10 protein-coding genes are annotated in these 12,160 nt (G+C 58.9%); 6 read left to right on the top strand and 4 right to left on the bottom strand.

The window, feature by feature from the left end; all coding sequences use genetic code 11:
• Positions 1–206 precede the first annotated feature (206 nt).
• Positions 207–1,556, top strand: coding sequence for a spinster family MFS transporter (locus NL116_RS06920; protein ID WP_494376545.1), 1,350 nt, complete (start codon positions 207–209; stop codon positions 1,554–1,556).
• A 96-nt stretch (positions 1,557–1,652) separates the two neighbouring features.
• Here the strand turns inward: NL116_RS06920 and rapA are convergent, their stop codons facing one another.
• On the bottom strand, positions 1,653–4,499 hold the full coding sequence (gene rapA, locus NL116_RS06925; RefSeq protein ID WP_494376546.1) for an RNA polymerase-associated protein RapA: 2,847 nt from the start codon (positions 4,497–4,499) through the stop codon (positions 1,653–1,655).
• 218 nt (positions 4,500–4,717) lie between these two features.
• Between rapA and NL116_RS06930 the strand changes: the two genes are divergently transcribed.
• From NL116_RS06930 to ccoM, 3 genes are all read left to right on the top strand, one after another.
• Positions 4,718–5,059, top strand: coding sequence for an aspartate-semialdehyde dehydrogenase (locus tag NL116_RS06930; protein ID WP_494376547.1), 342 nt, complete (start codon positions 4,718–4,720; stop codon positions 5,057–5,059).
• A 59-nt stretch (positions 5,060–5,118) separates the two neighbouring features.
• Positions 5,119–5,280: a hypothetical protein gene (locus NL116_RS06935; RefSeq protein ID WP_007935839.1), complete on the top strand. Its 162-nt coding sequence runs from the start codon at positions 5,119–5,121 to the stop codon at positions 5,278–5,280.
• A 143-nt stretch (positions 5,281–5,423) separates the two neighbouring features.
• Positions 5,424–5,537 carry a cytochrome c oxidase subunit CcoM gene (gene ccoM / locus NL116_RS06940; protein ID WP_027925619.1) on the top strand — a complete coding sequence of 38 codons (114 nt, stop codon included), beginning with the start codon at positions 5,424–5,426 and terminating at the stop codon, positions 5,535–5,537.
• A gap of 67 nt (positions 5,538–5,604) precedes the next feature.
• Here the strand turns inward: ccoM and NL116_RS06945 are convergent, their stop codons facing one another.
• The 3 genes from NL116_RS06945 to NL116_RS06955 form a co-directional block, all read right to left on the bottom strand.
• A complete protein-coding gene (locus tag NL116_RS06945) occupies positions 5,605–6,810 on the bottom strand; it encodes an ISL3 family transposase (RefSeq protein ID WP_494373355.1) in 1,206 nt (401 codons plus the stop codon).
• Positions 6,811–7,035: 225 nt separating this feature from the next.
• Positions 7,036–8,511, bottom strand: a complete 1,476-nt coding sequence (locus tag NL116_RS06950; RefSeq protein ID WP_027925618.1) for an inorganic phosphate transporter — start codon at positions 8,509–8,511, stop codon at positions 7,036–7,038.
• Between the two features lie 375 nt (positions 8,512–8,886).
• Entirely contained in the window at positions 8,887–9,087 is a 201-nt protein-coding gene (locus NL116_RS06955; protein ID WP_007935837.1) for a hypothetical protein, read from the bottom strand.
• 674 nt (positions 9,088–9,761) lie between these two features.
• On the opposite strand from NL116_RS06955, the gene pcaR reads away from it, so the two are divergent.
• Positions 9,762–10,604, top strand: a complete 843-nt coding sequence (gene pcaR, locus NL116_RS06960) for a pca regulon transcriptional regulator PcaR (protein ID WP_027925617.1) — start codon at positions 9,762–9,764, stop codon at positions 10,602–10,604.
• 139 nt (positions 10,605–10,743) lie between these two features.
• Positions 10,744–12,090, top strand: coding sequence for a 4-hydroxybenzoate transporter PcaK (gene pcaK, locus NL116_RS06965; RefSeq protein WP_494376548.1), 1,347 nt, complete (start codon positions 10,744–10,746; stop codon positions 12,088–12,090).
• The last annotated feature ends 70 nt before the right edge of the window (positions 12,091–12,160 follow it).

A 12,160-nucleotide genomic window follows, 5' to 3' on the forward strand; every position in this document is an offset into this window, starting at 1 on the left:
ATGAAAGGTATTTTTCAGCGACGGACGGCGCCGCGAAAATAGCGGTCGGATCCCCATGAATCCTGGGCCTGAGGGCCATCCCGCTTGCGTGAATACCATGGCCTGATATCAGCCTTGTAAATAATGACAGACAGTGTGGGTGGGCCTGTCTAGATTGACGGTTCCGGGGACAGTGAGGCCCCAATAACAATAAAAGAGACGGACCCATGCAGAACTCGACCCAAGCGGCGAATGCCTGGCGCATTCTGTTCCTGTTGTTCCTGGCCAACCTGTTCAACTTCTTTGATCGCACCATCCCCGCCATCATCATCGAACCGATTCGCATGGAGTGGCACCTCAGCGACTTTCAGCTGGGAATCATCGGCACTGCTTTCACCCTGGTTTACGCGATCGCCGGCTTGCCACTTGGGCGGATGGCCGATACCGGGTCGCGCAGCAAGTTGATGGGCTGGGGCCTGGCGGTCTGGAGCGGGCTGACCGCGGTTAACGGACTGGTGGGCAGCTTCTGGAGTTTCCTGATCGTGCGCATGGGCATCGGCATCGGTGAAGCCAGTTATGCACCGGCTGCCAACTCACTGATCGGTGACCTGTTTCCGGCACATCGCCGGGCGCGGGCAATGGGCATCTTCATGCTCGGGCTGCCGCTGGGGCTGTTGCTGGCGTTCTTCACCATCGGCGCGATGGTCAAGGCGTTCGACAGCTGGCGCGCGCCGTTCTTTATCGCGGCGGTGCCGGGGCTGGTGCTGGCGATCTTCATGTTCTTCATCAAGGAGCCAAAACGCGGTGCCGCTGAAACCGTGCAGGTGTCGCAGGAACGTGTCGACCGGCCGATCCGCCGGGTGCTGGCAGTGCCGACGTTCCTGTGGCTGGTGATGGCGGGGCTGTGTTTCAACTTCGCGACTTATGCCTGCAATTCATTCCTGGTGCCGATGTTGCAGCGCTACTTCCTGTTGCCATTGCAAGAGGCCGCGGTGGCAACGGGCGTCATTGTCGGTGTCACCGGTTTGTTCGGTTTGACGCTCGGCGGCTGGGTCGCCGACAAGATTCACCAGCGAGTGGCCAATGGGCGACTGTTGTTTGCGGCGTTCAGCCTGATTATCTCAACCGTCTGCACGGGGTGGGCGCTTCATTCCGGACGCATCGAAATTGGCGTGTTCGTGGCGGTCTTCAGTGTGGGCTGGTTGTTTGCCTATAACTTCTATACCTGCGTCTACACCGCGATTCAGGACGTGGTCGAACCGCGTTTGCGCGCCACGGCGATGGCGCTGTTCTTTGCTGGTTTGTATTTGCTGGGCGGTGGATTGGGGCCAGTGGTGGTGGGCGGTTTGTCCGATCACTTTGCCCACACGGCGATGCTGGCGGCCGGTGCCGAGCAGATGACCGAGGCGTTCAAGGCCGTCGGACTGCATGACGCGATGTACCTGATCCCGGTGGCGCTGTTCTTCACCATGGTGTTTCTGTTTATGGCGTCGCGGTGTTTTGTGCGGGATGCGAAGCGGATGAGGGAAGGGCTGGTGGCGGTGATTGAGCCTGGGGTTTCTGTGGCGACGGCGTAAATGATCGTTCTCACGCAGGACGTGGGAACGATCAGCAGACAAAAAAGGCCTGCATCACTGCAGGCCTTCTTTATTTAGCCGGATAGAGCAGGGGGCTTAACCCGCCACCAACACCCGAATCGCTTCCAGTCGCAACGCAGCCTTTTCAAGCATGGCCAGCCCTTGCTCGCGCTGTTTGCGCAGCGCAACCAGTTCGCTGTCGCGCACGGTCGGGTTCACGGCTTGCAACGCTGTGAGTCGCGCCAGTTCTTCGTCGGTATCCGCCGCCAGACGACGCTGCGCCTCGGCCACACGCTCGGCATGACGCGGCAGGATTTTCTCTTCGCCGGCGTTGATCCGTGGCGTCAGCTGATCACGCTGAGCCTGGATGAACTTGTTGGCGCTGGCACGCGGGACGCTTTCCAGCTGATCGTTCAAGGTCTCGAACGACACGCGGGCGGACAGGTCATTACCGTTGGCATCGAGCAGGCAGCGCAGGGCGGCCGGCGGCAGGTAACGGCCCAGTTGCAGCGAGCGCGGGGCAACCACTTCGCTGACGTAGAGCAGTTCCAGCAACACGGTGCCAGGCTTGAGCGCCTTGTTCTTGATCAGTGCAACCGCGGTGTTACCCATCGAGCCGGACAGGACCAGGTCCATGCCGCCCTGAACCATCGGGTGTTCCCAGGTGATGAACTGCATGTCTTCGCGAGACAGCGCCTGGTTGCGGTCGTAGGTGATGGTCACGCCTTCGTCGTCACCCAGCGGGAAGCTGGCGTCGAGCATTTTTTCGCTCGGCTTGAGGATCAGGGCGTTTTCCGAATGGTCTTCGCTGTCGATGCCGAAGGCGTCGAACAGGGTTTCCATGTAGATCGGCAAGGTGAACTGATCGTCTTGCTCAAGGATGTCTTCGACCAGCGCATCGCCTTCGCCAGCGCCGCCGGAATTGAGTTCCAGCAAGCGGTCACGACCGGTGTGCAAGTCGGCTTCCAGGCGCTCACGCTCGGTGCGGGCTTCGTCAATCAGCGCTTGCCACTCGCCGTCGTCGGCCTCTTCCAGCAGCGGCAGCAGGCGCGGGCCGAACTGATGCTGCAGGGCGTTGCCGGTCGGGCAGGTGTTGAGGAACGCGTTCAGCGCTTCGTGGTACCACTGGAACAGACGCGCTTGCGGGCTGGTTTCCAGGTACGGCACGTGCAACTCGATGATGTGCTTCTGGCCGATCCGGTCCAGACGCCCGATACGCTGCTCCAGCAGGTCCGGGTGTGCCGGCAGATCGAACAGCACCAGGTGGTGCGAGAACTGGAAGTTGCGACCTTCACTGCCGATTTCCGAGCAGATCAGCACTTGTGCTCCGAATTCCTCATCGGCGAAGTAAGCGGCGGCGCGGTCACGTTCGAGGATGTTCATGCCTTCGTGGAACACCGTGGCCGGGATGCCGGAACGCACGCGCAGGGCGTCTTCCAGGTCCATGGCAGTTTCGGCGTGGGCGCAGATCACCAGCACTTTGGTGCGTTTGAGCATCTTCAGGGTGTCGATCAGCCACTCGACGCGCGGGTCGAATTTCCACCAGCGTTCCTCTTCGTTGGCGTCCGGCTGGGCCTGGAAGCTGACTTCGGGGTACAACTCGGCGTGATCGCCGAGTGGCAGTTCGAGGTATTCGTCCGGGCATGGCAGCGGGTACGGGTGCAGTTTGCGCTCCGGGAAACCCTGCACGGCGGCGCGGGTGTTGCGGAACAGCACGCGGCCAGTGCCGTGGCGGTCCAGCAGTTCGCGCACCAGACGGGCGCTGGCTTCGGTGTCGCCATCGTTCACGGCGGTCAGCAGGGCTTCGCCTTCGTTGCCGAGGAAACCGTGAATGGTCTTGTGTGCTTCAGGCGACAGGCGCCCCTTGTCCAGCAGCTCCTGAACGGCTTCGGCCACCGGGCGATAGTTTTCGCTCTCGGCGCGAAAAGCGGCCAGGTCATGGAAACGGTTTGGGTCGAGCAGGCGCAGACGGGCGAAGTGGCTGTCCTGGCCAAGCTGTTCCGGAGTCGCGGTCAGCAGCAGTACGCCGGGGATGGTCTCGGCGAGTTGTTCGACCAGGGTGTATTCCGGGCTGGCCTTGTCTTCGTGCCACACCAGGTGGTGGGCTTCGTCGACGACCATCAAGTCCCAGCCGGCAGCAAACAGCGCGTCCTGGGCTTTCTCGTCTTCGACCAGCCACTCCAGTGCAACCAGTGCAAGCTGGGTGTCTTCGAACGGGTTGGTCGCATCGCTTTCGATGAAGCGTTCTTCGTCGAACAGCGCAACTTGCAGGTTGAAGCGGCGGCGCATCTCGACCAGCCACTGGTGCTGCAGGTTCTCGGGAACCAGGATCAGCACGCGGTTGGCGCGGCCCGAGAGCAGTTGGCGATGGATCACCAGACCGGCTTCGATGGTTTTACCCAGGCCTACTTCGTCCGCCAGCAGAACGCGCGGCGCAATACGGTCGGCGACTTCGCGGGCGATGTGCAACTGGTGCGCGATGGGTTGCGCACGGACGCCACCGAGGCCCCACAGTGCGGACTGCAACTGGCGGCTGGTGTGTTCCAGGGTGTTGTAACGCAGGGAGAACCAGGCCAGTGGATCGATCTGCCCGGCGAACAAACGGTCGCTGGCCAGACGGAACTGAATGAAGTTCGACAGCTGGGTTTCCGGCAGCGTGACGCTTTCGTTCTGCGCGTTGAGGCCGTGGTAGACCAGCAGGCCATCGACGTCGTCGACTTCCTGGACCGTCAATTTCCAGCCTTCGAAGTGAGTGATCGAGTCGCCGGGCGAAAAACGCACGCGGGTGAGGGGCGCATTCCGTAGCGCGTACTGGCGAGTCTCGCCAGTGGCCGGGTAGAGCACGGTCAACAAGCGGCCGTCCTGTGCCAGAACGGTGCCTAAACCCAGCTCGGCTTCGCTGTCACTGATCCAGCGTTGCCCCGGTTGATACTGCTGCGCCATGCTGCCTGACTCCCACCTTGAAAAAGCGGGCTATCTTAACGGAAGGAGGCCCTCAGGGCCAAAGGACTCTCATAAAAACTCGCAGTCTTACGTTAGCCCAATGAGGTCGCGCTCGCCGGCCAGGGCACCTAATCGTGCCAAACGGGTCACAGTTTGCGACCGATGGCTCAAGTCGCCATCACCGCAGCCGACAGCCTGCTGACAGGAGACTAAAAATTATGCTGCTACCGATGCTCCCCTTGAGTGCCGTGCCGATCACCTCACAGCACGATCCGATTCGCCAGCGCCCGGATATTCCGCCAGTGGTGCCGGTGCAGGAAAGCTCGAACGAAAGCACGATCGACCTGCAGCAGCGCGATCCCGAAGAAGCGGCTTTTCAGCTGCGCGAGGAACAACGCCGCAAGCTCGAGCGGGACCGTCGCCGTCGCGAAGCCGATCAAGACCCTGAAGAGCACCTGGCGATTCCCGGCGACGAACTGAATGCCGACAACACCGTGCCAGTGGCGCCGCTGATGGAAGATCAGCCACGTCAGGGCTTGTGGGTCGATATTCAGATTTGAGTTGTGGCGGGTCAGACCGCATTATTGCGATATACCCGTCAAACGATGCACTGAGCACCATGAGCCAAGACGATAAGCTGATTGATCTCAACTCTGAACGCGCCAAGCGGGTTCACGACCTTAATGAAAAACGTCTGAATGAAGTTCGTCAGGCGTTCGAGCAGGCGATGCCATTAGGCAAAGCCAAGAAGAAACCGAAGAACAAACCGAAAAAGCGTTGAAACCCCTGCATCTGTTGATGCAGGTCAGTTATTCCCCCGCCTTTATGCCCAGTCTCGGGCGACATTGATCCAGGTCAATTTTCTGTTCTGCCTGTTTGGTTAACTTAGCCCTATCGCAACAGGGCAAGCCCAGGAGGCCAGTCATGTTTTTCGACAACGTGGTGATCGCCGGAGTGCTGACTGTCAGCCTCATGGTTATGTTTTTCGCAGGGTTTGGATTTTTTATCTGGAAGGATTCGCACAAGCGCAAACCGTAGTTCTTTCCGGATGTAACGAGCACGCAAGGCATTTTGGGCAACTTCGGTTGCCCTTTTTTTTGGTTCATCACGGATTACCGGGAAAGACGCTCTTGATCTTCATAAAGAAGAACTCGCTATCCCGGTAACCGTAAGCCATCCGCTTTATGACCTTTATTCGATTGTTTATTCCTTCCAACTGACCGGTGTGCATCGGCCAGCGAACCCGGCTCACGATGCCCCGCCAGTAAGCCTTTAGCCGTTTGGCAAACTGGATCAGAGCAGGTATTTCGCTTTCATGAGCATGGCGCAGCCATTGCTTCCATGCCGATCTCCAGCTCCAGGCAGTACTCGGCGTCCAGAGCGTTTTGAGTTCGGCCTTCATTAAATAGACCGTCATCAATGCCTGGTTAGCCGCCAGCAGATCCCCCAGGCGAACCTGTTGTTCCGGTGTTTTCAGGTTCTGCGGATTACGCAGAAGCAGCCATCGCGCCTGCTTGATGACCTTTCGGGCCGGTTTGTCATGACGCAGTCGATTGGCTTCGTCGACGCGCACCCGATCAATCACCTCTCGGCCATATTTGGCCACCACATGGAACAGGTCGTAGACCACGCGTGCTTGCGGGCAGTGCTGACGAACCTCCAGATCAAAAGCGGTATTCATGTCCATCGCCACCGCTTCGATGCGAGCGCAACCCTCTGGCCCCAGCTCTTCGAAAAATGGCCTGACCGCCGCCCGGCTGCGGCCTTCGCCGATCCACAGCACCCGCCGTGTATCCGCATCCAGGACAACGCTGGCATAACGATGACCTTTGAACAGTGCGAACTCGTCCATCACCAAACGTCTCGGTTGCGCCTTTGGCAAAATGCTCAATGCTGCTTGCAAGGCTCGACGCTCCAGCAACCGAACGGTCTCCCAATGCAGCCCAAACATCTGCGCCACGTGCAACGTGGGAAGGCGTTCACAGGCTTGAATGACCGCCTCTGCCAGACGACGTGTCATACGGGCATAGCGATCCAGCCAACTGACGGCCTCCATGCGTTTGCCGCAATCGCGGCAATCAACGCGCCGGAGCAAAACGCTCAGGCGCACCGCACGACCGAGAATGGGCAAATCACGAATGACTCGCTCGCAATACTCATGCGTGGTTGAACAGATTTTTTGGCAGCCGCCACAGGAAGGAAATCGAGTGGCGTGAGGAGTCAGATCGATCTGTAGGGCATCGCCATCAGGCTTGATGGTGACGACAGAAAAGCCCTCCCAAAAAGGAAGGAAAGTATTAATATCGCGCATAAGAACGCCGGTTTGTTAGATGTGTTTGCTCGCACGAACATCATCAATCAAATCGGCGTTCTTGTTTCTGTGTTTCCCGGGATTCCGTGAAGAACCTTTTTTTTGCCTGCAATTTAGATTTGGCAATACAAAACCCTTGTAGAAGTGATCTCCCGCTGAATTAGAAATTGCCCCCACAAAAAAGCCCGACTCAATGGTCGGGCTTTCTCATTACTCGGCGATGTATCAGCTACCCAGTGCCTTCGACGCCAGCCAGAACAGGCCGGCCGACAGGCCCACCGTCGCCGGCAGGGTCAGGACCCAGGCCAGCAAGATGGTTTTCACCGTGCCGCCTTGCAGGCCGCTTTTGTTCGCGACCATAGTCCCGGCCACGCCCGAGGACAGCACGTGGGTGGTGGAGACCGGCAGGCTGAAGATGTTGGCCAGACCGATCATGCACGCGGTGGTGATCTGCGCCGACATGCCTTGTGCGTAAGTCATGCCTTGCTTGCCGATCTTCTCGCCGATGGTCAGTACCACACGTTTCCAGCCCACCATGGTGCCCAGGCCCAGTGCCAGGGCAACCGCCAGAATCACCCAGAACGGCGCGTATTCGGTGGTGGTCGTCAGGTCTTTGCGCAGTTTGTCCAGGTCGGCCTTTTCACGGGCATTGAGGCCAGGCAACTTGCCGACTTTCTTCGCTGTGTCATCCAGGCAGAGCAGGTAGCGACGCACTTCGATGCGGCTGTCCGACGACAAGGAGTGGTAGTCCGACACGCCTTTAAGGGTGCCGAGCAGGGCGGTAATGGTCGGTTCGGTCTGTTGCGGGTTGCAACGGAATTTCTCCGGCAGATCACCTTCGATGCTTTTGCCCAGTGCCAGGTATTCACCCAGAGTGTCGGCGTTGCGCTTATAGAACTGGCTCAGGTGCAGGGTCGCATCGCGGGTCCGTTCGATCTGGTACGTCGTGCTGCCCAGGTCAAGGACGAACTGTGCCGGCACGATCCCGATCAGCACCAGCATGATCAGGCCGATACCTTTCTGGCCGTCGTTGGAACCGTGCACGAAGCTCACGGCCATGGCCGAGATCACCAGGACCAGACGGTTCCAGAACGGTGGGTGCTTCTTGTCATCGAGCTTGCGGCGCTGATCCGGTGTCTTGTGCATCTTGGACAGTGGACGCCACCATTTAAGGCCGATCAACACCAACGCCGCGACAAGGAAGCCGGCCATTGGCGAGAACACCAGGGAGGCACCGATGTCGATCGCCTTCTGCCAGTTCACGCCATCGGCCAACGGAATGTCGTTGATCAACGCGTTGGCCAGGCCGACACCGAGGATCGAACCGATCAGCGTGTGGGAGCTGGAGGCCGGGATACCGAAGTACCAGGTGCCCAGGTTCCAGGTGATGGCGGCAGCGAGCAGCGAGAACACCATGGCCAGTCCGTGACCGGTGTTCACGTTGATCAGCAGTTCTACCGGCAGCAGGTGGACGATGGCATATGCCACGCCAACACCGCCCAGCAGCACGCCGAGAAAGTTGAACACACCGGAAAAGAACACCGCCAGATGGGGCGGCATGGCTTTGGTGTAGATAACGGTGGCCACCGCGTTTGCGGTGTCATGAAAGCCGTTGATGAACTCGAAGGCGAGGACAAAGGCCAGGGCGAGCAAGAGGCTCACAAGCACCCAAGCATCAAGTCCGCTGAATAAATCGATCATGAAGGTTTTCTGACCCGGTCATAAGGGGGCGCGATTATGCCAGAAAAGACTGCTAATCAATGCACTTGCTGCTCATCGGTAACATTCTTCAACGAATTAGTTTGTGACGAACGCCAATCTCCCAGCGTTTTACCGGGTTTTGTAACCTGTTGAATTTGCTCGGAAAGTCAGCAGGCACAAGGGTTTTTCTCGTGTAGTCGAGAGGCTTGAACGCTTGTGTGAAATATCTGAGAAGCGGATCAGAAACGAGCCATTTGCCTCATCCGAAGGGTGAGGTGGCCACTGCCCGCTTGTAGCGGGCGCGAAAGGCCTCGTCAATGCCACCCGCTTTTAACGGGAGCAGAAGCAGCCCTTGAAAGAATTCGGCCGACGCGGTCACGGCTCTTCGGCTTTGAGTTCCTTCTCCATCTTCTGCAATTCCTGAGTGAATGCCTGATCCTGAACGGTGGCGCGTTTACGCCAGGGTTTACGTTCCGGTTCGGGCTGGGCGGCGTAGGTGGTGACTTCCCCGCCGTAAACTTCCTTGTAACGTTGTTCCTGGCGCTCAAGTTCCGCGCGCAGTTCGTCTTTCGTCACAGTGCTACCTGTATAAGTTGAGATAATTTCCGGTGAAACGCGCTGCATCGAGTCGATTGACCACGCACGTAGAAGGGTAATGCCTGAGCAGGCAACCTTTTGACGGCTTGTGAACAATACTTCCATGTTGCAGGCGGCCACGACACCAGAGAAAAACAGCTGACGCAGCATCAGGTTTCTGTTTCAGCGAGCGCATTGGCGGCGCATATGAAATGAGCGTCAGGCGCTTGCTGCGGGCAGCGACGATGGAACATCGCGCTGCCAAGTGACAGCGTCGGTGGATACCCAACCGTTTCGCCACTGAATTGCATTATAGCGGTCGATTCGAAGAACACTATCACCGAGGCGTTAAAAGTAGTTCGTCATGTGTGATTGTTTTGTTACTGACAAGTGTTAACGGCAACTAGGATGCCGATGATGTCATTGTGCAGTGATGTCTTTCTGGCGCCATTAAGTCGAACAACTTACGCCCATTACTTTGTCCTTTAAGAAGTCGTCCAGACAAAAATAAAAACCGATGGTTGATGGCGTGAGTCGCATCAGGCGTCACGTGGCATCGATTGCGATTATCGGTCTGTCGTCCGATAATCGCCCAATCTTGGCGATCCCTATCTTGTATGCAGAAGCAGGGGCCGCGTGTAATAGCCGCTGATCCGCCTAGGAAAAGACCTGTCATGAACGATCAAATGCGCAACTCTTTCACCTCTGTGGCGCCGCCGATTGTCGCCTCCCCCGCGAAGCGAATCCAGGCCCTGACCGGCGACCCTGATTTCATGACATCCCTGGCCCGTGGCCTGGCAGTGGTGCAAGCGTTTCAAGAGCGCAAACGCCACCTGACGATTGCCCAGATCAGCCACCGCACGGAAATTCCCCGCGCCGCCGTGCGCCGTTGCCTGCACACCTTGATCAAACTCGGCTACGCCACCACCGACGGCCGCACCTATTCGCTGCTGCCCAAGGTGTTGACCCTGGGCCACGCCTATCTGTCGTCGACGCCCCTGGCGGTGTCGGCCCAGCCCTACCTGGACCGCATGAGTGAGCAACTGCACGAAGCCTGCAACATGGCCACGCTCGAAGGCGATGACATTTTGTACATCGCACGCTCGGCAACCACTCAGCGTCTGATTTCAGTCGACCTCTCAGTCGGTGGTCGCCTGCCGGCCTATTGCACGTCAATGGGCCGGATACTTCTCGCCGCGCTGGATGACACGTCGTTACGTGAATACCTCGACCACGCGGAGTTGCAAGCCAAGACCAGCCGCACCCTGCACACACCCGAGGCATTGCTCGAATGCCTGCAAGAGGTGCGGCAACAAGGTTGGTGCATCGTCGATCAGGAACTGGAACAGGGCCTGCGCTCGATTGCCGTGCCGGTGTATGACGCGTCCGGTCAGGTGGTGGCCGCCTTGAACGTCAGCACCCACGCCGGCCGTGTCAGTCGCAACGAACTGGAACAACGCTTCCTGCCCGGATTGCTCAGTGCCAGTCGCGACCTCAGCGCACAGCTCTTCGCCTAAGCTTCTGTCTAAGCTGTTCGATAAACGCACAGACTTGCGTTTATCGAATTGACGCTCTTTCCCTTGGATCATTACTGTCGCGGCAGCGCCAGCTCAGGCTGGCACCTGTCCGACTGCGTTCTTGCGTGGAATAAAAATAATGAACCAGCCCCAGTCTGCTGTAGGTAACTGCCTCGATGTGCAGTCCTTCATCAATGCTCAACCCATTTCGCGCTATCAGTGGCGAGTGGTGATCCTGTGTTTCCTGATTGTCTTCCTCGATGGCCTCGACACTGCGGCCATGGGTTTTATTGCGCCTGCGTTGTCGCAGGATTGGGGGATCGACCGCGCCAGTCTCGGCCCGGTAATGAGTGCCGCATTGATCGGCATGGTCTTCGGCGCGCTGGGTTCCGGCCCGTTGGCTGACCGCTTCGGGCGCAAAGTCGTGCTGGTTGGCGCGGTGTTGTTGTTTGGCGCCTTCAGTCTGGCCTCGGCCTACAGCACCACTGTCGATCAATTGCTGGTGCTGCGTTTCCTCACCGGCCTGGGCCTCGGCGCCGGCATGCCGAACGCCACCACGCTGCTGTCGGAATACACCCCGGAGCGCAAGAAGTCCTTGCTGGTGACCAGCATGTTCTGCGGCTTCAACCTCGGCATGGCCGGTGGTGGGTTCATCTCCGCCAAGCTGATCCCGGCGTTCGGTTGGCACAGTTTGCTGCTGATCGGCGGGATTCTGCCGCTGATCCTCTCGGTCGTCCTGCTGTTCTGGCTGCCGGAATCGGCGCGCTACCTTGTGGTGCGCAACCGTGGCACCGACAAAGTGCGCAAGACCCTGGCGCCCATCGACCCCACCATCGTCGCCCAGGCTTCCAGCTTCAGCGTGCCGGAACAGAAAACCGTGAAGGCCCGCAACGTGTTCGCGGTGATCTTCTCCGGCACCTACAGCACCGGCACGTTGCTGCTGTGGCTGACTTACTTCATGGGCCTGGTGATCGTGTACCTGCTGACCAGTTGGCTGCCAACGCTGATGCGCGACAGCGGCGCGAGCATGGAGCAGGCCGCGTTCATTGGCGCACTGTTCCAGTTTGGCGGGGTGTTGAGTGCGGTAGGGGTGGGCTGGGCAATGGATCGGTTCAATCCGCACAAAGTCATCGGCATTTTCTACCTGCTGGCCGGGGTGTTTGCCTACGCGGTGGGGCAGAGCCTGGGCAACATCACGCTGTTGGCGACGTTGGTGCTGGTAGCGGGAATGTGCGTCAACGGTGCGCAATCGGCGATGCCTTCCTTGGCGGCGCGGTTTTATCCGACACAAGGGCGGGCGACCGGGGTTTCGTGGATGCTCGGAATTGGCCGCTTTGGCGCGATTCTCGGGGCATGGATGGGCGCGACGCTGCTCGGGCTGGGCTGGAATTTTGAGCAGGTGCTGACGGCACTGGTGATCCCGGCGGCGTTGGCGACCACGGCGGTGGTGATCAAGGGCATGGTCAGTCATGCGGATGCGACTTGAGGGACTGATCTGGAATTTCGGCTTGCTCGCGAAGCTCTTGATCATCGATAGGCAGCCAACAATCTGTTCG

It is taken from the genome of Pseudomonas sp. FBCC-B1667, from assembly GCF_059133255.1.

Bases quoted from the DNA above. Each gene is read 5' to 3' on its own strand.
- rapA (WP_494376546.1), bottom strand. From the start codon at position 4,499: ATGGCGCAGCAGTATCAACCGGGGCAACGCTGGATCAGTGACAGCGAA.
- NL116_RS06950 (WP_027925618.1), bottom strand. From the start codon at position 8,511: ATGATCGATTTATTCAGCGGACTTGATGCTTGGGTGCTTGTGAGCCTC.
- NL116_RS06930 (WP_494376547.1), top strand. From the start codon at position 4,718: ATGCTGCTACCGATGCTCCCCTTGAGTGCCGTGCCGATCACCTCACAG.
- NL116_RS06935 (WP_007935839.1), top strand. From the start codon at position 5,119: ATGAGCCAAGACGATAAGCTGATTGATCTCAACTCTGAACGCGCCAAG.
- pcaK (WP_494376548.1), top strand. From the start codon at position 10,744: ATGAACCAGCCCCAGTCTGCTGTAGGTAACTGCCTCGATGTGCAGTCC.
- NL116_RS06945 (WP_494373355.1), bottom strand. From the start codon at position 6,810: ATGCGCGATATTAATACTTTCCTTCCTTTTTGGGAGGGCTTTTCTGTC.
- pcaR (WP_027925617.1), top strand. From the start codon at position 9,762: ATGAACGATCAAATGCGCAACTCTTTCACCTCTGTGGCGCCGCCGATT.
- ccoM (WP_027925619.1), top strand. From the start codon at position 5,424: ATGTTTTTCGACAACGTGGTGATCGCCGGAGTGCTGACTGTCAGCCTC.
- NL116_RS06920 (WP_494376545.1), top strand. From the start codon at position 207: ATGCAGAACTCGACCCAAGCGGCGAATGCCTGGCGCATTCTGTTCCTG.